A 24,666-nucleotide genomic window follows, 5' to 3' on the forward strand; every position below is an offset into this window, starting at 1 on the left:
TGCCGCTTAGGCTAGAAAAGCAAAGACATCAACTTTCGTGTTCGCTCTCCAAACTCACTTGCAGGCAAATTAGAAATTGAGATAGCTGAATTAGAGGAAGACACCGTGCAGTCATTCATTATTATTACCGCTGCCGACGCTAAATACTTTGAACTGGTTCAAGGTACTATTCTGTCTATTAGACAAAAACCACAGGGGCAAAACGCTATTATTGGGTTTTTCGACTTAGGCTGCACTCCAGAACAGCTCCAGTGGCTACAAGGTAAAGTAGATTCAATAAAACAGGCTGATTGGGATTTTAACTTTCCGGCCAGAAATGAGACTCCTGAATATGTGAAGGGGCTATTAGTGCGTCCCTTCTTGCGCCAATACTTCCCCAATTTTGACATCTACTTTTGGATTGATGCCGACGCTTGGGTTCAAAACTGGACAGCGGTTGATTTATTCATTCAAGGAGCCTCACACCGAGGATTAGCAATTGTTCCTGAAATTGACCGAGGTAGCCTACAACAGTATGGGCGTCTACCTCAATCTTGGGAATGGAATTATAACGTTTATAAAGCTAATTTTGGCGAAGAAATAGCAGAAAAGGTATGCAACTATCCTACGTTAAACGCTGGTGTTTTTGCGCTCCATAAAGACGCGCCGCACTGGCAAGCATGGGCGCAGTGGCTCGATCGAGGGCTGCAAGCCGCAGGCTTTGTTTATACAGACCAGCTTGCACTAAATCTAGCAGTTTATTGTGAATTGTTCAACAAAACTGAAATGCTTCCAGCTTGGTGTAACTGGACTTGCCACTATGGTTTGCCAGCTTGGAATAAAAAGGAAGGCTGTCTCGTCGAACCCTACTTGCCTCACACATCTATCGGAATTTTGCACCTAACTGTCGAGAAATATGACCGAGTAAAACTGCGCTCAACTGACAAGGATGAAGTCGAAGTAAATGTACGCTATGCGGAACAATCCCCCGCAAGTTGTGTAGAAATGAACGATTCAATAAGTGGGTCTGGCAAACCGCAAGTAGGGCAGATATTTACACATGAACAGGCAGCATACGAGAATACTGAAACTAGCGGCGGTAGTTTTTTGCCAGTTGGGGATTATGTTTCACCAGGATTGGCAATTATTCAGCCCGATCGTTGTTTCCCCAATATGATTGCTGGCGATCGCAGTAGTTGTGCGTGGCCTTATCTGCGTGGAGAAATCCCCCATAACTGGTATGTAGACAAGCGCTATCCCTTAATTGGATTTGCCAATCGAGATGAAGTTCACATCCTTTACAATACTGCCTTAAAATTTAAGGGAAAGAGAGCCTTAGAAATAGGGTGTTGGCTTGGTTGGTCAGCCTGCCATTTAGCATTAGCAGGAGTTGAGCTAGATGTCATTGTCCCCTTATTAGAAAAACCAGGATTCTACGCAAGTGTAAGGAACTCGCTGGAAGCTGCTGGCGTTCTTAGCCACGTCAATCTCATACCTGGTTATAGCCCTGCGAAGATAGAGGAATTAGCTGTTCATTCTCAAGGCAAGTGGGCATTAATTTTTATTGATGGAAATCACGATGCTCCAGGCCCGCTGAACGATGCGATCGCAGCGGAAAAATTTGCAGAAGACGATGCTATTATCCTTTTTCATGATTTAGCTTCCCCTGATGTAGCCCAAGGCTTAGATTATCTAAAGGGAAAGGGATGGCAAACCATGATATATCAAACAATGCAAATTATGGGCGTTGCATGGCGCGGAAATATTGAACCCCTTAGCCATGAACCTGACCCTAATATAAAATGGCATTTACCAGAACATTTGCAACAACACCCTATTAGTATAGGTAGCAAAGAAAATACACGAATAGGCAAAATGGATTTTATTTTAGAGAGTATTATTAATATTATTGAAAAAATCAATATCAATATCAATGACGGCTATGAGGGTGATGGGAAAAAATTAGTTAAATTAAATGAAAGAGGTAAATATTTACTCATAAAAGGTGATTTAAATGGTGCATTTGATGAATTTCAAAACGCGGCAATACTCAATTCTAATTCAAGAGTAGCAAATAAATACCTCAGCTGGCTTTATTGGCATAAAGGAGATATTGAAAAAAGTATAAAACACTATGTAGTTGCACAAGGCGGTAATGCAATACTTAGCAGCGATAGCAATGATGAATTTCAACAACTTTTATCTGCTATTAGACCCTACACCTTGCTTAGTGAAGCCAGACTATTCTCTCTCTACTCGTTGGCAAAGCAAATCTGTTTAGATGATATTACTGGAAATTTCGTAGAGTGTGGAACTTGCAGAGGAGGCTCAGCAGCGCTCCTAGCATTCGTAATCAAACGCTATAGTCTCCGCCCACGACTATTGTATGCTTTTGACACATTTGAAGGGATGCCGGAGCCTACTGATGTTGATAAACATAATGGAATACCTGCGAATGACACAGGTTTAGGAGCAGGGACTTTAAAAGCTCCAATACTTGAGGGCTTAGATTTAGTCTGTCGAGCCTTAGATGTTAGAGATATTGTTGTGCCTGTTCAGGGATTATTTTCACATACACTGCCTCAGTCTAAGTCAGAAATAAACAATATTGCTTTACTACATGCTGATGGGGATTGGTATGAATTAACTATGGATATATTTAATACCCTCTTCGAGCAAGTTGTAGATGACGGGATTATCCAGGTCGATGATTATGGTTTTTTGGAGGGCTGTAGGAAAGCCTTACATGAATTTGAACGTTCTCATGGCTTGTCATTTACTCTTCGGATTATTGATGATACGGGTGTATGGTTTCGTAAAGAAGATTCTACTCATGCTGAGTGCGAACATTGGCGAACTTTCTGGTACTTAGCTCAAGCAGCAGAGAAGATGGGTGATGTAGTTTTAGCCCAGAAAACGGCACGGGCAGCCTTAAAAGTAATACCTGGGTTGGCAATAGCAGAAGAGATGTTAGCTCGTCTGCAACATTCTCTTTTAAAGGAAGAGCTAAATTTAAGAGAAATCAACTTGATTATATTCCCAGACTGGGAGCAACCTGAAGAGTTATTGCTTGCCGATCTAGAAAACGCTCTTAGAGCTATTCTGACTCATCCCGATAGAAGCCATATGACTCTACTCATAGAAACTAGCAAAATTTCTAAAGAAGAGGCAGAGTTGGCTATATCTAGCGTAACCATGAAAATTATATACGAAGCAAATTTAGATGTGGCCGAGCAAGCAGAAATTTCCTTGATTGATGAGTTTAGTAAAATGAAATGGAAATCTCTCCATAACCAAATTGCTACCCGCCTTCTAATGAGCAATGAAAATACAACAGCAATTATAGAAGCGGGGATGGAAGGGGTGCCCTCAGTTGACATAAGCAAGTTTAGCAATCAGCGAATTTTTCAATCGGAAAAAGGAATTTCGCTCAAGTAGTTACTGTTGAAATCTAGTTGCGATCGCTTGCTTGTCTTCGAGTGCTTATTGTAAAGCTTAATTATGCGAAAAAGTAACTAAGTTAGCAGATAAATTTCGCTAACCTAGAAGGACAATGTTGCAATGCAACGACCTAGCATTATTAAGACTTACGCAACGCTTGCTTTTTATGCAAAGTAATGCGTTTTGTGACCAAGGATATTCGATATTTTTTACAGAGCGATCGCTCCGATGATAATGGGAGCTTAAGTTTATTTTGAGCGACCTACTTAATTAAGCATTTAACCTAAAAAAAAGATAATTTTAAGGTATAAGGGACACTACGGAGGAGTTTTTATTAAAACTTCACAAAATAATTACCTATTCGTGCATGGTTCGCGGAAATCCTTTTAGCGCTTATGTTTACTAGCAAGAAAAAATCATCTATCTGTAGATATATAGATTTAGTAAACATTACGCAAAACTACTGACGTATGTCAGATAATTGTGACATACTCGGCATAAAGCAGCTTATTGTGGTGCGAACAAGCGCATCATCTCTAGGCTTGTCAGGGAGGCAGCAGTAGCAATTACGGCTCGGCCACCATTACTCGAATTATCAGGCATAGCGAACATTACAGCCGTTCTAGGCTGCTGCTAAAGAGGTCTTAAGCGGCATCAAATCTTATTCAGGAGAAGCCCTGTGAAATCAATAATTATAAAAATTAGTGAATTTTTAGCAATACTGTTAGTTGCCACAACAACAGGCGGCGGTTGGGTGAAAGCGCAATCGATTACCCCAGCGGCTGATGGCACTGCTACAGTCGTTACTCCTGATGGAAACCGCATCGATATTAGCGGCGGACAGTTATCTAAAGATGGCGGCAATCTCTTCCACAGCTTCACCAAATTTGGCCTGACTTCGGATCAGATTGCCAACTTTCTTTCTAACCCACAAATTAAAAATATTTTGGGGCGCGTTAATGGCGGCGAAGCCTCAATTATTAACGGTCTGATTCAGGTTACGGGTGGGAACTCGAACTTATTTTTAATGAATCCGGCAGGAATTGTGTTTGGCACTAACGCCAGACTTAACGTGCATGGAGACTTCACGGCTACGACTGCCAACGGTATTGGTTTTGGTAGTAATTGGTTCAGTGCCATCGGTACTAATAACTACGCCGAACTGGTAAATACCCCCAGTAATTTTGCTTTCACGATGAGTCAGCCAGGAAGCATTATTAATGCTGGTAACTTAACCCTAGAACTGGGAAAAAATTTAACATTATTGGGCGGAACCGTTGTAAATACGGGGCAGTTGACAGCACCAGGAGGAAATATTGCTCTAGCTGCCGTTCCTGGTGAAAATATCGTGCGGATCACTCAAGCGGGGCATCTGCTGAGTTTGGAGATTCAACCGCTAACAGCAAGTGGCACTCAACCAGAGAATTGGACATCTCCAGTTAATTCTATAGCAACTTTGTTGACTGGCGGGGGTGCAAATCATGCAACCAATGTCAGCGTCAATAGCAAAGGCGAAGTAGTATTAACGGGTTCTGCAACCGGGATACCAGGAGACGCAGGTAGTGCTATTGTGTCCGGCACTTTGGACGTATCAGGTACGCATGGCGGAACAGTACAAATTTTAGGTGAAAAAGTCGGTTTATTTGCTGCAAATATTAATGCTAATGGGAATAATGGCGGCGGGACGGTACTAATTGGCGGCGATTATCAAGGTAAGGGCACAGTACCTACAGCATTAAATACTTACGTTAGCAGCGATTCTTACATCTCCGCAGATGCCCGCATTAACGGCGATGGCGGTAAAGTAATTGTTTGGGCAGATGATGCAAATCGCTTCTACGGCAATATTACAGCCAGAGGCGGAACTGAGGCGGGTAACGGTGGATTTGCGGAAGTATCGGGCAAGCAAACACTAAAATTTGATGGGTTTGTAAATTTGCTTGCGCCTAATGGGGTGACTGGTGAATTGCTGTTAGATCCAGCGACATTTGTTGTTGCGAATGTGGGTGGAGATATTACTCCCGCAGCGGTGGTAGCGGCACTTAACGGAGCTAATGTCACATACAATGCTACGACTTCGCTAACTGTTAGTAATGATATCGATGCGAGTGCTAATGCCAATAAAGGCAATCTTACTTTTGCCGCTCCACTCGTCAACTTAAATGCCTCAATTAAGTTAAAGGGCGACCTGAGTATTACCAACGCCGCAATAATGGGAAATGATGTCTCCTTAAACACCAGTTTTGGCAATGGAAATATAAGTATTAATGGCGCGATTGATGGGAGCAAAAATCTGGCTCTCATCTCTGGAACTGGCAACATCAATATCGGCGGTGTGGTGGGCGGAACTAACCCCCTGAGCAGTCTGGATATCAGCGGCAATAATATTTCTGTCGGCAATATTGGTGCTAGTGGAGCAGGTGTTGGCGGCAATACCACTTTGAATTCAACAGGCAACATTAACTTTACTGGAAACATTTACAACGCCAACGCTCAAACCTACACAGCTGGGACAAACTTCAATATAAATGGTGCAGGGCTGACCAATTTTACTTCGAGCAACGATGATATTAACTTTAATACGGGAAAAATAAATGGTACGCAAGCCTTAAGTATTAATGGTGGAACTGGCAACATTAGTATTAGTGGCACAATTGGCGACACTAATACGTTAAGCAGTCTGGATATCAGCGGCAATGATATAACGGTTGCTAATATTGGTAGCGCTGCGATCGCAGGTGTTGACGGCAATACCACTTTGAATGCAACAGGCAACATTAACTTTACTGGAAACAATTACAACGCCAACGCTCAAACCTACACAGCTGGGACAAACTTTAACATCAACGGTGGCGCTACCACCTTTAGTTCTAACGGTGGTGCGATCGCTTTCAATACGGGCACGATTAAAGGTGGCACCAATGGCAGAGAGCTAACGATAAACGCAGGCGCGGGAGCTGTCAGCACGGGTGCGATTGGCAACGGTAGCGAAATTAAAAACTTAGAAATTATTGGTGGTGGCGGCATTACCCTCAGCAATGCTACTGTGACAGAAAATATCAGCCTAACTGGGGACGAAATTAACTTAACGGGGGGAAAGGATTCGATAATTGGCAAGGGCGATATCGCCCTCCAACCATATACAAATACTAAAAATATCTCTATTGGTGGTGCCGATAATACCGCCGCAGATACATTAGAGCTGACCAAAACAGATATTGATGCTTTGAAAAATGGCTTTAGTTCTATCAAGATAGGACGAATTGATGGAAGTGGAGCGATCGCCATTGATGCTGCTGGTGTCACTTTCACAGATCCGGTGACGATTCAAAATGGGGGAGCGATCGCGGTAAATGGACAAATTACAGGAACAGATAACGCCTCAATTACCCTCGCTGGGGGGACAGGTCTAAATGCAAACATTACTACGGCCAAGCAAAATATTACTATCAATGGCAACGTCTTTCTCAATAAAGATGTCACGCTCAACACAGGCACAGGCGGTGACATCAAAGGTGACATCAAAATCGACGGCACAATTGATGGTGCAAAAAATCTGATTTTGACAGCAGGCACTGGCAATATAACTATTAGCCGCGCAATCGGAAATGAAAGAGGTTTGGGAGATTTGACAGCAACCACTAGCGGTACGACTCAGTTCAACAGTACAGTCAAAGCCGCCAGAGTGAGAACAGATGCAGGTGGGACAACCAAACTCAATGGCGATGTCACTACAACAGAGGGAAGTCACGGCTATGGTGGCAAGGTGGTAGTAACAGGAAACATCACCTTGACTGGGAAAGAAATTAACTTCAATGGCGGCCTTAATTCGGTCAGCACCGCCAAGGGTAAAACGCTGGTATTACAGCCACTTGCAGACAATGCACCTATTAACATTGGTGGTTCCGAGTTAACCAACAGTGACGATTTTCTGCACATTAGCACTGTGGATATTGCAGCTTTAGCTGATGGTTTTGGCAGCATTACTATCGGTAAGCTGAGTGGAAACCACAAAATTGTTGTTGATTCAACTACTTTCCAAGATCCAGTTACAATTCAGGCTGGCGGCGGCGCGATCGCAGTTCAGGGTACAACAGGAATTAACGGAACCGACAACGCATCTATTACTCTCCAAGGTGCAGTAATAAACCTGAACGCAGGTATCACTACAGCAAGCCAAAATATCGACCTCAAAGGCAACGTGTCACTCGCTGCTAACACAGTTACACTTAGCACGGGTGTTGTGGGCGTCGGCAACATCAGCATCACTGGAAATATTGACGGTACTAACGCTGGCGATCAAAACCTGCTCTTGACAGCAGGTAGCGGCAATATCATCTTTAGCGGTGCAATAGGAAATACCACAACGCTGAGAGATTTGGTAGCTTCTAGCAGGGGCGAAACTCAGTTTAATGGGGAGATAAAAGCCAGAAATTTAACTACAGATCCTTTAGGAAGTACAACTCTTAAGGGCAAAGTAACGACAACAGGAACAATTGGCCAAATTTATGGTGATGATGTCACCCTAAACGGAGCTGTAGAGCTTGATGCAGGAGATGGGGAAATCAAGTTTAATTCCACCTTGAAACCTGGTAACAACACCCTCACCCTGACTTCAGACAAATCAATTGAATTCGCAGCTACGGTAATAGGATCAACTGGCAGCAAGCTTCAGCTTCAAACCAAGACAACAAGTAAAAATATCACCATTTCCGACTCGGCAATAGCTGATACCTTATATTTGAATGCAACAACATTGGGCATCATCAATGGTTTCGACTCTATCATCATTGGACGTAATGACGGTACGGGAAGTATTACAATAGCAAAAGACGTATTATTCCAGGACTCAGCGGTTATCCAGCGGGGAACAGCGACAGGCAACATTGCATTGAATGCGTCGATTTTAGCTTTGGATAATGCGTCACTTACTCTGAAGGGGAATGTATTACTTGCTAATAGCGATGTAACGCTCGACACAAGTATTGGTGGTGCGGGTAAAATCGACATCAAGGGCACAATTGATGGGGCAAAAGCCCTGAGTTTGATAGCAGGAACTGGGTATATAACTGTCAGCGACACTATTGGCGGCAATACCGCTTTAAGCAGCTTAAATATTAGCGGTGCTAACATTTCTATCGGCAATATTGGTGCTGGTGCAGCGGGTATTAGCGGCGGCGTGACTTTGAATGCAACAGGAGGCATCAATTTTACTGGCGATACCTACAACGCCAACGCTCAGGCTTACACCGCAGCGGCAGCATTCAATATTAACAAGGGTGGCGCTACTACCTTTACCTCCAGCAATGATGCGATCGCTTTCAATTCTGCACCAATCCAACTCGCCGATAATTCTGATTTAACTGTTAATAGTAATGGTGGCGATATTTCTCTGGGAACGGTACGCGGACACAGCGATGAAAGCTTGACTCTCAAGGCAGGCACGGGCACTGTTAGTGTAGGCGCTATTGGTAATGCAAATGAAATTAAAACTGTAGATATTAGTGGTAGCGGCATTATTCTCAACGGCAATATTATTACTTCTGATGCAGCTAACAACAACGTTACTCTAACAGGCGGTGTCACTTTAGCGACAGGAATTACCCTTGATACCGATAACAATACTAACGACGGCAATATCATTATCAATGGTAAGATCGCTGGCAACCAAAACCTTACCCTAACAGCAGGAAGCGGCAATATTAAGCTCTATGGTTCAGCCGAATTAGGCAATTTCACTATCATCAGTGCCAACAACGTAGACACAAAAGAGATCGCTGCCACAACCATCACGCAGATGGCAGGAACAGGTACTACTACACTAGGCACACTGAAGACAACGGACGATATTCAACTTACTGGTAATAATTTTAACTTGAATGGCGCTGTCAATAGTACTGCTGGTGGAGTAGCGATCGCCAACAGCGGAATGCTGGCGTTGGATTCTGCGGCAGATATGAAGCTAGCAGGAGCATTCTTGCAAAACGGCACGGGTAACGTTTCCACAGGTGGGGATATCAGCGCTGCATCGATTCAATTTTCCAGTTCTGTCACTCTAATTGGAGATGTGTCTTTTGACACCATTAAAAGTGGAGGAGCGATCGCTTTCAACAGTACAGTTGATGGCAGCAAGAACTTAACCGCGAGTTCAGGAGGGGGCGACATCACCTTCAGCAGCGCAGTCGGCAGTACTACAGCGCTGGGAGATTTGATAGCAAATAGTAGCGGAACAACTCAGTTCAACAGCACAGTAAACGCCGCCAACTTGACAACAAATAAGGAAGGGACAACAAAGCTCAACGGCGATGTCACCACAACAATGAGCCAGATTTATGGTGACAGCGTGATTCTAACAGGAAACCGCACCTTAATTGGGAATGAAATTGACTTCAATGGCGGGGATAATTCTGTCAGCAGCAAGGATGGGGGAACGTTAGTAATAAAACCAAATGCAGACAACGTACCAATTAATATTGGTTTCGACTCAAATGTAAGTGGGATTCTAAGTCTTACCGACACAGATCTTAGAGCATTAGCAGATAAATTTAGCAGCATCACGATTGGTAAGTCGGGCGAAAACCACTCAATTGTTGTAGACTCGGCAAACTTTAAAGATCCAGTAACTTTAATCTCTGGCACAAGCGCGATCGCAGTTCAAGGTACAACAGGAATTATCGGAAAAGGCAACGCCTCTATTACTCTCAACGGTGCGACAACCCTAAATTCAGGAATTAGCACAGAAAACCAAAATATTACTATTAATGGCAATGTCTTACTCGGTAACAACGTTGAACTCAAAACACGCGCTACCAGTGGTGCTGACATCACCATCAATGGCACAGTTGACGGTAGCAAAAATCTGGCTTTAGATGCTGGCACAGGTAACATTGCCTTCAATGGCGTTGTAGGCAATGTAAGATTAGGTGATTTGACTATAAATAGTGCTAACGATGTATTAGCTGCCTCAATTACAGCTGCTAGTATCACGCAAGTTGCAGGGGGAGGCACGACAACTTTTAACGGCAAACTGGACGCAACAGGTAATATTAACCTAGCTGGTAATAACTTTAACCTCAACGGGGAAACCGCCACAAATGATCTAATTATCAACGCTGCGAACAATGTGACAACGGGCGCGATCTCAGCAAATAACATTACGCAAGTTGCAGGAGGTGGCACCACAATTTTTAAGGGCACGCTGAAGACAACAGGCAACATTAACCTAAGTGGCAATAACTTTAATTTCACCAACAGTATTAACAGCACAACTGGCGGTTTCACTATAAATAATAGCGGTAACTTAACGATTGCCGCCGCAGCAGATACGATTGCGGCGGGAGCATTTCAACAAATTGGCACTGGTAATGTTTATACAGCAGGAGACATTACCAGCAGCGGCATTCAATTTAACAGTGCTGTTGTTTTAACTGGCGATATTGGTCTAAATACAAGTGGTAAAAATGGCGCGATCGCTTTCACCAGCACTATTGATGGAACAACGCCCTACCAACAAGCTTTAACCCTAGCAGCAGGAAGCGGAGATATTAGCGTAAAGGGTGCTGTTGGCAGTATTACCCCACTGCGTCAGTTAGTTATTAACAATGCCAAAGACGTGACAACGGGTGCAATTTCTGCTGGTAGTATCAGTCAAAACGCAGGTACAGGCACGAATAGTTTTGGCTTGCTGAATACTAACAGTGCAGAGGGAATTAATTTAAGTAGCAATAGCATTAAATTCAACGGTGCTGTCACTACTGTTAATGGCGGCGTTACTGTTAATGCGAAAGATGTCACTTTTAACAGCACTGCGGTAGTGACGGGCAATATTAGTTTGAGTGCTGATGAAATTGATTTTAAAGGGGGAAATAATTCGATAAGCAGTAGCGGCGATGTTCTACTGCAACCCAAAACGACTGGATTAGATATAGCGATCGCCGGGGCTGAAGGTACAACTGCGATAGATATAACAACCCAGGATATTGCTGCATTGAAAGATGGATTTAAGGCTATCAATATTGAAGGGACAGGAGCGATCGCTATACTTAATCGCATTGAAGCAAGCGATCCGCTGAAAATACAAACTCAGAGCGGCACAATAGATGTAAAAGGAGCGATCGCGGGGTTAGGTAATGCTTCAATTACTATAGACGGCGCGGAAACAAAGCTGTTTGCAAACATCACCACACAAGGGCAACCCATTACCATCGGTAAAACTGTCTGGCTTCATACGGATGTTTCGCTTATAACTAACACATCAAACACTCCAGGCGCTGACATCATCTTTACAGGAAATGTTAGCGGTATAGCTGATAATGCTCAGGCACTTATCCTCGCTCCTGGTAAAGGTCAAGCTATCTTTAAAGGTGATGTCGGAAAGCCTTATCGTCTGAAAAGTTTTGACGTAGGTGATGGTTCGGGCATTGTAATTATCGGTGGTGAAAATGCCACTTTAAAAGGCAGCAGCGCCGAAGTTTATAGGCAAGTCACGGTCAACGCCCTGCGTACCCTATTATCAGGCACAATTAAAACCTTAGACGGCGATATTACTTTTAATGGCGATGTCACTCTCACCGATCCTACATTGCTCGACACTGGCGCAACGGGTGGAGGTAATATCACTTTTAATGGCACCCTTGATAGCGAGGAAAACGAGTATAATCCACTCAGAATGATTGCAGGCACGGGTAACATTTATTTTGCCAAACCTGTAGGTGCTGGAACAGGCAAAGAATTGGGTGCCATATTAATCGAAAAGGCCCAAAATGTAACTGCAAAATCAAGCATAGAAGCTGGCAGTTTGACGCAGTTAGCTGGTGGTACGACTTCTCTGCAAGATATTAATACTAAGTCGGGTATTGATTTAAATGCGAATAATATTCAGGTTGGTGGCAGCATCAACAGCGGTGCAGCGGTAAATTTAACGGGAAACATCGATGTAAAAACTGGCGATGTCTCGTCTTCGAGCGGTGGAATTAATTTGAAGGGCGAAGTTGTTAATGCAGGCGAGTTAAAGTCTGGTGGTGGCGATGTGAATTTGGCCGTTAATTCCCAATTGAACGCTGGCAATGTGACTTCGCAGGGTGGGGCAATTAACGTCAATAACGCTAAGGGAGGAATTGATACCACTAGCCGCACGTTAGACTCTGACGGCGGGAAAGTGAATTTAACTGCTGCTGGAAATATCGCGACTGGCAACATTAGCTCGAAAAATGGAGAAATTAACCTCACTAGCAATAAGGGAGGAATTGCTACCACTAAAGGCACATTGGAATCTGGTGCTGGCAATGTGAATTTAACTGCTGCTGGGGATATCGCGACTGGCAACATTACCTCGAAAAATGGCGAAATTAACCTCAACAGTCAGGGAGCAACAATTAATACCAGTAGCGGTGAGTTAAATTCTGGTGGTGGTAAGGTAAATTTAACCGCGAATGGTGATATTGTGTCTAGCGATATTACCTCGAAGAATGGGGATATTAGCCTCACTAGCAATAAGGGAGGAATTAATACCGCTAAGGGCATAATAGATTCTGACGGCGGGAAGGTTAATTTAACTGCTCAACGGGATATCGCGACTGGCAATATTAACTCGAAAAAAGGCGATATTAATATTGATGCGGGAACAATAAATACCGCTGGCGGCGCTATAAATTCTGATGGCGGTAAGGTGACTTTAACTGCTCAAAGGGATGTGGCGACTGGCAATATTAACTCGAAAAAGGGCGATATTAGTATTGATGCAGGGACAATAAATACAACTGGTGGCGCTATAGATTCTGACGGCGGTAAGGTGACTTTAACTGCTCAAAGGGATGTGGCGACTGGCAATATTAACTCGAAAAAGGGCGACGTTAGTATAAAGAGTGATGCCGGAGTAATTAATACCACTCCAGGCACAATAAATTCTGATGGAGGAAAGGTTAATTTAACAGGATATCAGGGTATTGCGACGGCCAATATTAAATCGGATGGTGGAGAAATTAGTATTAGTAGCGAGAAGGGAGATATTAATACTAAGAGTGGGACGATAGACTCAAGTTCTAAAGATGCTGGAGGCGCGATCGCCATCAAGAGTGGTGCAGGAGTACAAAGTGCCGATGTAATATCAAAAGGCACAACTGGTGGCGGAGCAATTACCGTTGAAGCACGCGATCGCATTACAACTGGTGTAATAGACTCTAGCGCCACCATCGGCAAAGCTGGCGATGTTACTCTCGCTAATCCTGATAATAATTTCAGCATTGCGCCTCAAAACCACATTCAAGTTTTTTCCATAAATGCTCAAAGCGGAATAGCAGCAATTGGCGGAACTGTTGACATCACAACCGATGGATTTTTTAAAGCTATCGGCACATTCACAGACAAACAAGGCACATTAGCCAGCATTTCTACTGGTGGTGGTTTAGGAGATGGATTTATTACCATTCGGCATGGCGGAGGCTCAGTTATAAATCCATTTATAATCGGAGATGCCAGAAAGAACGGTACTGCTGGAGCTATAACAACAGGCTCGCCTTTGTACGGTACGCTTTTGCCATCCCAAACATTAGTTGGTCGCCATATTGTCGGCAACATTCAACTAATTCCCCGCCGAGAAGCAGAGAATTTGCTACCAGCATCCGGGCTAAATTTACTACCAATAACTGCCACGACATCTGCTAAAGTTGACCTTGACAAAGAAGTTGGTACGATTGAAAGCAAAATAACTTCGGAATTTGATAACTATTTCGGTCAAACAGGGAAGACTGCCATCAGAACGCCAGGTGATGACCGCGAGACACTGCGTAGAATTGAAACCCAAATTAACATCAAATCTGGCTTCATTTATGCAACCTTTGTGCCAGCCAGAGTGTCTGACATTCCCGGAGCTACGCAGCGTGCAGACGACCAACTGGAATTGGTAGTAGTGACAGCAAATGGCGCGAAGGTGACGCGGGTTTCTGAAGCCACACGAGCCAAGGTTTTAGAAACAGTTAAAAAAGTGCGTAGCGAAATTACCACTAAAGATAAAGCGGAAAACGGTAGCAAAAGTTATTTGCCCTATGCCCAACAACTTTATAAGTGGTTGATTGCACCCATAGAGCCAGAGTTGGAAAAACAAGCCATCCAAAATATGGCATTCATTATGGATAGTGGATTGCGGAGTATGCCAGTCGCAGTTCTCCATGATGGAGAAAAATTCATAGTAGAAAAGTACAGCGTTGGATTGATGCCGAGTTTCAGCTTAACTGACACCCGCTACGTGGACATCAAGAACGCCAACATCTTAGCAATGGGTGCATCAGAATTTGCCGACCAAAATCCTTTACCAGCTGTACCGTTAGAGTTGGAAGCGATCGCGCAAAAAGTCAAATCTAACAATAAGTTTTTCCTCAACAAAGACTTCACTTTAGAAAATCTCAAGGCTCAACGCCGCCTGCATCCCTTCCAAATCATCCACCTAGCTACTCATGGCGAATTTAAAGCCGGAAAACTTAGCGACTCTTACATTCAGTTTTATGACAAAAAGCTGGGTTTAGATCAATTGCGAGAATTAGAATTGAAAAATCCAGCAGTGGAAATGCTTGTTTTAAGTGCCTGTCGTACAGCTGTGGGAGATGACAACAAGGCTGAGTTAGGGTTTGCTGGGTTAGCCGTGCAAGCTGGAGTAAAATCTGCGGTTGCAAGCCTTTGGTACGTCAGCGATGCGGGCACGTTGGGACTTATGACCGATTTCTACCAACACTTAAAACAAGCCCCGGTTAAGGCGGAGGCTTTGCGACAGGCACAGCTAGCAATGTTGAAAGGAAACGTGCGCCTAGAGGGGGGTAAATTGCATACTGCTGCTGGCGATATAGCGCTGTCTTCGGAAGTGGCGAAGCTGGAAACAAAAGACCTTTCCCATCCCTACTTCTGGGCAGGTTTTACGATGATTGGCAGCCCTTGGTAAAGTAAAAAGGCTGGTAATAGGTAATGGTAAAAGGGGGAGAATAGCGTATTTAAACCGAGGTGATATCATCCTTGCTTTACGCTTTCAATGAATTGCAACATCTGCTGATAGTGTGTACCTTTCCAAAATATTTGATTGCACGATTGACAGCGGCTAAATTCATCATAATTTTGCCGAGTCTGGGGTGGCAGTTGGTCGATAATGGCTTCTTTAGAAACTGATTCTAAAGTACCGTTGCAGCGAATGCAGCGTCGAAATGGGGAAATCGCTCCGAATAAATTAAAGCGTCGCAAAACTTCAACTATTTGGAGTTGGGGATTAGTTTCGCGGACTGAGTAGCCGTGCGTGACGAGACTGCGCTTGAGCAAGCCGCGATCGCGCGTTAGCAATATCCTCCCTTCACTGCTCGATATCTTAGCTAATTGCTCATCCTCATAATCATTGCGATACAACGTATCAAAACCCAACAACCGCAGCGAATTTGCTAGCTTGCCCAAGTGAATATCCAACACAAACCGTGTCGGCGGTTGCGATCGCAGATGTACTTTAGGCTCGATATCAACTGCCGCAAAAACGGGATAAACGCTAATTTTGTCTCCATCTTGCAATATATAAGAAAAGTCTACAGACGCATCGTTAACCACAATTAAGTCAACTTCTGTATGCGGCACTCCCAAAGATTCGATCGTGTCTTTGATGGAAACTCGACCATCAAAGAAATGAGTAAAAGCAATCTCTCTTCTACTAGGGGGTAGAAAATGATTGAACGTTGGGTGGAAGCGAAAATCAGCTTGATTCATCTAGACTACCGACACCTGACGGCTACCTCGTGCCGCCAGTCTAGCAGGTACGGTAAACACTGCCCACCTTAACTAGCTGGTTGCTTAAAGTAAAAGAGTGGCCTAAATGTACTTCCTTAACAAAACCTAATCGTGACAGTAACAGCAGTTAATCCCTATCTAGATAACAACTTCGCCCCAGTATCAGAGGAAACTACCGCCGATGACCTCGTGGTGCTGGGGGAACTACCCGCCGACTTATCGGGGATGTTCGTCCGCAATGGCCCCAATCCTCAATTTCCCCCAAGCGATCGCTACCACTGGTTTGAGGGGGATGGAATGCTGCATGGCGTGCATCTTGGCAATGGCAAAGCTAGCTATCGCAACCGCTACGTGCAGACACAGAAATATAAAAGCGAACGGGATGCTAATCGCGCTATGTTGGGGGGATTGTTTGGAAGTTCCCCTAAAGACCGTCCCCGCGTTTCTGGAAATACAGCGAATACCGCTTTTGTTTACCACGCCGGACGCTTGCTAGCTTTGTGGGAAGGCGGAGAACCACACGCTATCGAACTTCCCAGCTTAGACACAGTTGGCTCATACAATTATGGTGGCAAGCTGGCATCATCTTTCACCGCGCATCCCAAAGTCGATCCCATAACTGGCGAAATGATGTTCTTTGGCTACTCCCCAGTAGCGCCGCCGTACTTGCACTATGGCGTTGTCTCCGCAGAGGGGGAACTGTTGCGGACGGTTCCGATTGAGTTGCCAATGGGAGTGATGATGCACGACTTTGCCATCACCCAAAATTACAGCATCTTCATGGATTTGCCCCTAACTTTTAGCATGCAAAGGGCACAGCGGGGCGAACCACTCTTAATGTTTGAATCCAACCGTGCGAGTCGTTTTGGCATCGTTCCTCGACACGGAGATAACAGTAATATCGGCTGGTTTGAGACTGCTGCTTGCTACGTCTTCCATACGCTGAATGCTTATGAAGATGGCGATGAAATTGTCTTAATTGCCAGCCGTATGAATGGGACAACCGTACTTGGAGCGTCAAATAATAACCATGATGGTAAGAGCGATATTCCCCTGCTGCATCGTTGGCGGTTTAATCTGAAGACTGGTGCTATTAAAGAAGAGTATCTTGATGATGTCGCCTCAGAATTTCCTCGTATAAACGAGCAACTTTTAGGTAGAAATTCTAGATACGGCTACACTTCGCGCAGCGCTCCTACCAGTATGCCCCTCTTTGATGGGTTGATCAAGTATGACTTATTAAATGGTTCCTCTCAAACTCACAAATTCGGACGCGATCGCTATGGCGGTGAAGGCGTTTTTGTCCCTCGTCCTAATGCTACAACTGAAGATGATGGTTGGCTGCTCACTTTCGTCCGCGACACCATAGAAGAAACCTCTGAATTAGTGGTAGTAAGCGCTAAAGATATGACTGCGGAACCTGTCGCCCGCGTTATCATTCCTCAGCGCGTTCCTTATGGTTTTCATGGCACTTGGGTTGCCGATTCCCAGATTGCTGGGTAATATCAAATCCAATAATTTTTAGATAAGACTCGATCCGCCCAACACCCCGTAAAAAGGGGGGCTATGTTCCCCCTTTTTCTGCTTCCCCGTGCGAACTGGGAACCTATGCATTGAGACTCCGCTACCAGTTGAAACTATTGGCTATCAGATTTAACGGCTTTACCGATATACATTAACGATGTATTGTTATTAATTTGCCCTTTAAAATTACCCTTTTTTTTATAGCGTATATAGGAAAGAATATTTTCGTGTAATCGCCCACCAAACAAGTCGAATCCTTTAATGCCTATACTATTGAATCCAGTTTTATGCAGCAAATCGGTTAATTCTTCTGGCTTAATAAACTTTTCCCAATCGTGAACGCCGCGCGGAATTTCTTGCAAGATATTTTCTAGGAGCCAAATCATTACCAGTTTAGATTTTAAGTTCCTATTAATTGTGTCGAAAAAGAATAATCCGTTAGGTTGGAGGACTCTATGAATTTCTTTAACTGTTTTAGACAAATCGGCGATATGTTCTAAAACATCAACGCATATTACAACATCAAAGGCGCGATCGCGATAAGGCAGGCTTTCTGCAAAGCCTTGCTGATAATCAATCTCAAGACCGCTGCTAACTGCATGCATATCGGCTTGTCTAATACATTTTGCAGATTGGTCTATACCCGATACAATAGCGCCTTTTTTTGCTATAAATTCGCAAGTGAAACCGCCACCACAGCCAACATCTAATACTTTCAAATCCTGCCAATTAGAAACAAAGCGATCGCAAAACTCGAAGCGCGGTTGATTTAGATGATATAGAGCGTAGATTTTAGCATCTTCTTCCCACCAGCTATCTGCACTCAAATCATAAAATTTTAAATCATTTTTTTTCATAATTGCGTTATATTTTTAACCAAACTAATAGTATACAAGTTTGTTATGCAAAAAAATAATTTCTTATATCAAATCAGGTGAATTGCCCGCAATAAAAATATCCTAAAAGCAACCCATACCCTAAGAGAGATGGGTGCCGATAAGCATCTTTACCGTACCTAAAAATATAAGATTACAGAGGCTTAATATGCCCTCTTAGACTATGTTCAACCTTACCAGGCTGACGAACGGGAGCAATTTCAGAACGTTCTGGCGTCACCGTCCAATCATAATGGCGCAGCAGATAAGAAAGGACAATTTTCATCTCCATTTGAGCAAATTCAAACCCCAAACAACTGTGGGGGCCATTGCCAAAACCCACCAGTGCCAAAGGATGTTTTTTATCTTCTTCGCGACCTGGTGCAAATCGGTCGGGGTCAAAGCGATCCGGCTCGGCGTACAATTCTGGAAGGCGGTGAGTCAGCATTGGCGAGATAGTCACAAACCAGCCAGCGGGGATGCGATAACCAGCATACTCAATATCTTTCAAAACGCCGCGACTAAAGCCAAAAACTGGGGGATAAAGGCGTTCTCCTTCTTTGAGTACGTTAGTAAGTTGGGGAAGTTGCTTGAGATGCGATAGGGTAAGGGGTGCGTCACCGACAACTTCAGCTTGTTCTAAGCGCAAGCGATCGCGCCACTGGGGATGATTTCCCAACTCAAACAATACCCAACTCAGCAACGTGGCTGTAGTCTCGTGTCCGGCAAACAACAGCAGCAACGCCTCATTAATTACCTGCGCTTCGCTTAACTTGTTGCCGTCTTCATCTTCCGCCGCCAGCAGCAACCCCAAAACGTCTTTTGATTCCTGCAAATTGCCCGCAGCCTGACGTTCTGCAATGATTTTTTGCAAAAAAGCTATTAATTTACGACGGTCATCTTGACCGCGACCGTACAGCGTAAAAGGGACATCCCACTTCAGCAGCGCTAGTCTGCTTTCCATCAGTTGCGTAAACCACTTACTCGTCTGTTCGACTTCGCCCTGCGTTTGGGTTCCCAAAAAAAGGCGAGTAGCAACGCTCAGGGTCAGCTTGCGGAAGTCGGAATCTAGAGGAATAGTACCGCGCTCGCCCCAATCTTTGAGGAAGTTTTGCACGACATCTTGGATCGTGTCAAAGTAGGTAGCGATCGCCTTGCCATGAAACGCTGGATACATCAACCGCCTCGTCGCTCGATGTTCCTCGCCATCTTGCAACAAAATGCTCTTGCCAAACAGTGGTTTCAGAAACGCCCACCCCTGCTCTGACGACATATGCTCTGCTTGTTCCACCAGCACCACCCGATTCGCATCGGGGCCAATCAAATAAGCACCTTTACGCCCTAAAATTCGCGTCTTAAAAACCGAACCATAGCGCCCGAAACGCCGCCAGTAAAACAGTTCTAAATCTCCGAACAGTTCCAGCGCCTCCCCAAGGTAGGGCAAACCATAGCTACCAGGCATCTCTTCTGCGGATTTCAGTTGCGCCTTAGTTTGGACAACCATATTCTTGTGCATCTCCCACAACTCGTTTCTAGCATAGCGACGTGCAGCTAAAAATCACAGGCAGATAATCAAAAGAAGCCCCAACCTTCGTACAATTAGGTTGTTAGATATCACGAGCTAGGAAATTAACAATGCCAGCAGCGGTCGGTATGATTGAAGTGAAAGGTCTTCCTCCTGCGCTAGCAGTAGCAGACGCAATGGTTAAAGCAGCCCGCGTGACGCTGGTCGGTTGTGAAAAAGTTAGCAGCGCCCGCTACACTGTCATTGTCCGGGGGAGCGTGTCGGAGGTGACAGTCTCTGTTGACGCTGGGCTTGATGCGATAAAGCGAGTCACTAGCGAGGAAAATTTATTTTTATCCTCCCACGTCATTGCCAGTCCCCATGAAAATATAGAGTGCGTTCTGCCAATCCACTACACAGAATCGACCGATCAGTTCCGACTGGGGTGATGCAGAACGTCTCTATCGTCATTCCCGCTTTGAATGAGGCGAAGTGTCTACAGCGTACTCTGCGTCAGCTTAGTCTCTTAGATCCTCCCGCGTGGGAAGTGGTAGTAGTGGATGGCGGGAGTGAAGACGAAACGGTTGCGATCGCTATCTCATCTGGGGTGCGTGTCATCCACTCGAATGGGCGGGGGCGATCGCTACAAATGAACCAAGGCGCAGAAGCAGCAACAGGAGAAATTGTCTGCTTTCTACATGCCGACACTTCTGTGCCAGATGACCTTATTGCAATTATCGATAAGACTTTATCAGATAAGAGCGTTGCCTGCGGGGGATTTATTTCCCTGATGGCGGGTGAATCGACAACGCGCTGGGGAGTTTCGCTGCATAATTACCTGAAAACTTACTACGCGCCCCTGCTTTTCCGACCCCGGCTATTTTTTAAGGGGTTGCGCTTGTTATTTGGCGATCAGGTAATGTTCTGTCGCCGCGCCGATTTTTGGGATTGCGGGGGTTTTGACCCTGCCCTCCCGATTATGGAAGAAGCTGATTTGTGCGTTAAGTTGGTGCAACGGGGACGAATACGCCAAGTGAATCGCGTCGTCCAAAGTAGCGATCGCCGCGTGGCGCGTTGGGGTAGTCTTAAAGCTACGGCAATTTACGTTTATATTGGCTTTCTTTGGGGTATTGGAGTAAATGCAACCTACCTCAAAAAGTTCTATGACGATATTCGCTAAAAAGTAGCCCGAACCTGCCCGCCTGATTTATATCTGATTGAGGTTCCAGTCATAATACAGATAGCTAATTGGCGTATTCGACCCTATCGGTATATCTGTTTTTAGGTAGGATTTGATGTAATCTGGAACTGAAGAAGCGACTTTAAGAAAATCCGCCTTGTACCACTTAAAAATTGGGCTACAGTAGAGAGTACCTGTTGCGGAATCGTAGCGAACTTTATCGGTGTTATTGATAAACCGGATAGCATCATCTTCAAGTTGCAATCGCACTTTCTCTGGCCAATAAGCACCATTACGCAACAACGGGCAACCTAATGAAACGCAGACAAGTGCAAAGTGAATTCTAGGTTCATCAAATTCTTGTCTAAGAACGCCATGTTCAATCTGATTTAAACTGTAGCGCTTACCTGCAATACTATAGACAGGTTTGATAAAAAACCCCAAGAAGGCAACCCAGTTAGGGATACCTAAAATTTTCGGTCTTATGGAAGTAATTGGGTAGTTTTCTATTACTTGCTGGATAGCGATCGCATTATACAAATTTATCCACAAGGCCAATTTTTCATCCGCGTTAGTATAAGCTTCTAAATTCAGTTGCGAAATCTCCTCCAACCACCGTGAAAGCGCCTGCGGTTGTTCAGATTTCCAAGCCCGATAATTGACACGCCCCTGCGTATTCACATACTGGCGTAGCAGGTTATCCCAAGGAGTAAAATTAATCATTTTTCTAAATTCGCAACTTATTAACTTCTTGCACTACTTTAGAGACTTCTGTATTTCAGCGCCCTTTTTTGTAGGGGCAATATCCCCCTGTTTTCTCCTGCGGTGGGGTATCTCTTTTCCTTCCCAAATTGGCAACTTGTTAATATCTTGCAGAGTTAAATCTACATAACTAACGCCCTTCTCCCGATCAATATCTTGACCAAAATAACCTTGAGGGCCATCATGAGTTTGCGGGCCGATAGTGCGTGCTGTATAACGACCTTGCAGACGCGCTTGATTAAATTCCGAACCCACATTCACCAACCAGCGCGTTGGAAACACAACAGCACCTATATCCTCAACCCAGTCCCTACGACCTCGAAGGTGATAGAAACTATCAAGTTTATTAAAGCCATTCCTGCCATTAAATACGCCACCAGCAGAAACTATAATTATATTGGCATCTACCAACTCCTTAAGATAGGGAGCTGCACCCAAAGCAACTTCTATGCCACCGCTAGTACCAGCTAGAATAATTTTAATAGGTTTATCAGGAGATTGTGGTATTGGATGCTGGGCATTCATTCGGTCGATGATAGCATTAGCAATCCCCTGATTATAAATAGTTCCATAACGTGGGTCTGCCGATATCGCAAATCGCCACAAGTTGCGTATTTTGAGCAGTAAATCTGTTACTGTTTGCCAGCCTTTTGACTCGCGTCCCCAGCGCCATACTGGTGCGAATAATCGCTCCCCTCCTAAACTTTTATTAGCGGCTGAATAAGGGAAAACATCTCCTACCGCTACGCAGTTGGGATGACTCTGAACTAAACGATCGAGAAAGTATGCTTCCCCTTCAGTTAATTCATCGCCAGAAAAATCTCCCACTCCTGGCAAATAGATAATGTAACAATTGATATTAGAAGATTTTCCAACAAGTGTTGAGTTATTGGTAGCAGGCAAACTTAAATGCCTGTGTTTCTTCAAACCTAGACCTTCAGCCCCTTGATTTAGCCACCATACCATAGTCCCCACAGGTGAAGTGATTCCCCAGACCATGAGTATGATAAGAGCTAGAACTAATAGCCTCAAGGTTCCACCCCGAAGCCATCTAATTAGTTGCAAAAGGAACTCAAACATTTAATTACGTCGAAATTGTTGGCCTTTTTGGTGTAGTTTACTTTATGAAACACTAGGTCAATCTAGATTGTCATCAATCGCAAGTAGTAGGTAAACAACGTGAGCGGCGGAGATACAAAAAACAATTTACGCAGGACACTTTGGAATGCACTAGCTTTGGATGCAAATCTTTACGAAAATGCTGCTAATAATTCTAAAACACATAGGTTAGCCCTAACAATTGTAATTTTAGCAGCCGTGTCCCATGCGTTGGGCAGCAGTGTCATCTTATTAATTAGCGTGACCAAGTTTCCTCCTCTTCCTATACTGGTTTTAGCGGTTGTAATTGATGTTTTGAGCGTAGTATTGGGCTACTATTTTTGGACTTTAACCATCTGGAAGATAGGACAGTGGCTAAGACCAAATCACGCCAAATATGGAGATTTGCTTAGTCCTATTGGTTTTGCCTATGCTACCCAAGTGCTGAACTTCTTAACAGTAATTCCTTTACTAGGAGAACCAATTCAATTGGCTTTAGCGGTGTGGAGTTTGCTAGCTGTTATTGTGGCAGTACGCCAAGGGTTAGATATCAGCAATCGCACTTCTACATTAATATGTTTGGTGGGCTGGCCTTTAGTTCAGATAGCCATCGGTTCCGTACAACGTTTGGAATTTATGCTATTAAATCGCTTTTCGGGTTAAATAAGTGAGTGTTGGAATTCTATAATATGCTGTGCTGTAATTTGCGGCTGTTCAAGGTGAGGGACGTGACCGCAATCTTTAATCCAGATAAGTTTGCTGTTAGCGATCGCTCTCTTGAATTTATCTGCATCCGCAACACCTAAAATACCGTCAAACTGACCCCACAAAATTAGCGTGTCTTTGTCAATTTGCGATAGTTTATTTCCAAAAGAAGTGTAGCCGCCACTTTTAGTAAATGCAATTAATGCTTGATTCCAATTCGGCATTTTTAGGTGCAAAGCGGCGCAAAGTTGGGCATCTAGGGAAGCAAGAGTTTTGTTATAGTAAGCAGCACGACTGATGCGATCGCGTACTTTGAGGTTGCTCAAAAACGAAGTAGCCATAGAGCCAAGGGGAGGAACCATAAACTTGCCCATATTTGGCCCGCTGGCGAATCCAGCACTATCAATTAAAACTAATTTTTTGACAGCATCGGGATAATTTAGGGTAAAGTCAATAGCAGCAGCACCACCCATCGACGCCCCCACCAAAATTACAGGCTTTGCAATTAAAGCTTTCCAAAAATAGTAGAGATGGGTAGCGATCGCAGTTGGACTAAATGCCATTCCCGCAAGTCTGTCTGTAAACCCAAATCCTAACAAATCCACCGTCCAGGTTTCATTTTGTAGTGCCAAAAGGGGCAACAGGCGGCGAAACTCAAAGACAGAACTATCAAAGCCGTGAAGTAACAGGATTGGCGTCTCTCCGCTACCCTGACGAACGTAGGTAGTGTTAATTGGTTGTGGAGAGAGGGGAGTAGCGATCGCCATTTGTTCGATACTTTGAGCAAGGGCAATCGAGGTAGGTTCTGTCAGTTGCGAGATTTCGGGAGGAAGAAAACTATTAACCAT

12 protein-coding genes are annotated in these 24,666 nt (G+C 44.3%); 6 read left to right on the plus strand and 6 right to left on the minus strand.

The annotated features are described in order from the left end of the window. Positions 1–105: 105 nt before the first annotated feature. Positions 106–3,417: a class I SAM-dependent methyltransferase gene (locus H6F77_RS27370; RefSeq protein WP_199321251.1), complete on the plus strand. Its 3,312-nt coding sequence runs from the start codon at positions 106–108 to the stop codon at positions 3,415–3,417. A 682-nt stretch (positions 3,418–4,099) separates the two neighbouring features. Then, positions 4,100–15,349 carry a CHAT domain-containing protein gene (locus tag H6F77_RS09190; RefSeq protein WP_190487583.1) on the plus strand — a complete coding sequence of 3,750 codons (11,250 nt, stop codon included), beginning with the start codon at positions 4,100–4,102 and terminating at the stop codon, positions 15,347–15,349. 65 nt (positions 15,350–15,414) lie between these two features. Here H6F77_RS09190 and H6F77_RS09195 read toward each other — a convergent pair whose 3' ends face one another. Then, positions 15,415–16,149 carry a Mut7-C RNAse domain-containing protein gene (locus tag H6F77_RS09195; protein WP_190487586.1) on the minus strand — a complete coding sequence of 245 codons (735 nt, stop codon included), beginning with the start codon at positions 16,147–16,149 and terminating at the stop codon, positions 15,415–15,417. 132 nt (positions 16,150–16,281) lie between these two features. Here H6F77_RS09195 and H6F77_RS09200 point away from each other — a divergent pair, with 132 nt between their 5' ends. Further along, the gene (locus tag H6F77_RS09200; protein ID WP_190487588.1) at positions 16,282–17,673 is read left to right on the plus strand and encodes a carotenoid oxygenase family protein; all 1,392 of its coding nucleotides are present in this window, start codon (positions 16,282–16,284) and stop codon (positions 17,671–17,673) included. 134 nt (positions 17,674–17,807) lie between these two features. Here H6F77_RS09200 and ubiG read toward each other — a convergent pair whose 3' ends face one another. Beyond that, positions 17,808–18,551: a bifunctional 2-polyprenyl-6-hydroxyphenol methylase/3-demethylubiquinol 3-O-methyltransferase UbiG gene (gene ubiG, locus H6F77_RS09205; protein WP_190487590.1), complete on the minus strand. Its 744-nt coding sequence runs from the start codon at positions 18,549–18,551 to the stop codon at positions 17,808–17,810. A gap of 172 nt (positions 18,552–18,723) precedes the next feature. Beyond that, complete coding sequence (locus H6F77_RS09210; RefSeq protein ID WP_190487594.1) at positions 18,724–20,073, minus strand: cytochrome P450; 1,350 nt, start codon at positions 20,071–20,073, stop codon at positions 18,724–18,726. A 131-nt stretch (positions 20,074–20,204) separates the two neighbouring features. Between H6F77_RS09210 and H6F77_RS09215 the strand changes: the two genes are divergently transcribed. Together H6F77_RS09215 and H6F77_RS09220 are read left to right on the plus strand one after the other, a co-directional pair. Further along, positions 20,205–20,522 (plus strand): carbon dioxide-concentrating mechanism protein CcmK, encoded by a 318-nt coding sequence (locus tag H6F77_RS09215; RefSeq protein ID WP_190487596.1) that lies wholly within the window; start codon positions 20,205–20,207, stop codon positions 20,520–20,522. After that, complete coding sequence (locus H6F77_RS09220) at positions 20,522–21,253, plus strand: TIGR04283 family arsenosugar biosynthesis glycosyltransferase (RefSeq protein ID WP_190487598.1); 732 nt, start codon at positions 20,522–20,524, stop codon at positions 21,251–21,253. The genes H6F77_RS09215 and H6F77_RS09220 overlap by 1 nt, the downstream gene beginning before the upstream one ends. A gap of 27 nt (positions 21,254–21,280) precedes the next feature. Here H6F77_RS09220 and H6F77_RS09225 read toward each other — a convergent pair whose 3' ends face one another. Continuing rightward, positions 21,281–21,976: a DUF547 domain-containing protein gene (locus tag H6F77_RS09225; RefSeq protein WP_190487600.1), complete on the minus strand. Its 696-nt coding sequence runs from the start codon at positions 21,974–21,976 to the stop codon at positions 21,281–21,283. A 33-nt stretch (positions 21,977–22,009) separates the two neighbouring features. Then, positions 22,010–23,095, minus strand: a complete 1,086-nt coding sequence (locus H6F77_RS09230; protein ID WP_242022017.1) for a hypothetical protein — start codon at positions 23,093–23,095, stop codon at positions 22,010–22,012. 99 nt (positions 23,096–23,194) lie between these two features. Here H6F77_RS09230 and H6F77_RS09235 point away from each other — a divergent pair, with 99 nt between their 5' ends. Then, positions 23,195–23,776: a hypothetical protein gene (locus H6F77_RS09235; RefSeq protein WP_190487602.1), complete on the plus strand. Its 582-nt coding sequence runs from the start codon at positions 23,195–23,197 to the stop codon at positions 23,774–23,776. On the opposite strand, the gene H6F77_RS09240 is transcribed toward H6F77_RS09235, so the two are convergent. Beyond that, the gene (locus tag H6F77_RS09240) at positions 23,773–24,666 is read right to left on the minus strand and encodes an alpha/beta fold hydrolase (RefSeq protein ID WP_190487603.1); all 894 of its coding nucleotides are present in this window, start codon (positions 24,664–24,666) and stop codon (positions 23,773–23,775) included. The genes H6F77_RS09235 and H6F77_RS09240 overlap by 4 nt on opposite strands.

The organism is Microcoleus sp. FACHB-831 (assembly GCF_014695585.1).
In the GTDB taxonomy this organism is placed as follows: domain Bacteria; phylum Cyanobacteriota; class Cyanobacteriia; order Cyanobacteriales; family FACHB-T130; genus FACHB-831.

Bases quoted from the DNA above. Each gene is read 5' to 3' on its own strand.
- H6F77_RS09195 (WP_190487586.1), bottom strand. From the start codon at position 16,149: ATGAATCAAGCTGATTTTCGCTTCCACCCAACGTTCAATCATTTTCTA.
- ubiG (WP_190487590.1), bottom strand. From the start codon at position 18,551: ATGAAAAAAAATGATTTAAAATTTTATGATTTGAGTGCAGATAGCTGG.
- H6F77_RS09210 (WP_190487594.1), bottom strand. From the start codon at position 20,073: ATGGTTGTCCAAACTAAGGCGCAACTGAAATCCGCAGAAGAGATGCCT.
- H6F77_RS09215 (WP_190487596.1), top strand. From the start codon at position 20,205: ATGCCAGCAGCGGTCGGTATGATTGAAGTGAAAGGTCTTCCTCCTGCG.
- H6F77_RS09220 (WP_190487598.1), top strand. From the start codon at position 20,522: ATGCAGAACGTCTCTATCGTCATTCCCGCTTTGAATGAGGCGAAGTGT.
- H6F77_RS09225 (WP_190487600.1), bottom strand. From the start codon at position 21,976: ATGATTAATTTTACTCCTTGGGATAACCTGCTACGCCAGTATGTGAAT.
- H6F77_RS09230 (WP_242022017.1), bottom strand. From the start codon at position 23,095: ATGTTTGAGTTCCTTTTGCAACTAATTAGATGGCTTCGGGGTGGAACC.
- H6F77_RS09240 (WP_190487603.1), bottom strand. From the start codon at position 24,666: ATGGTTAATAGTTTTCTTCCTCCCGAAATCTCGCAACTGACAGAACCT.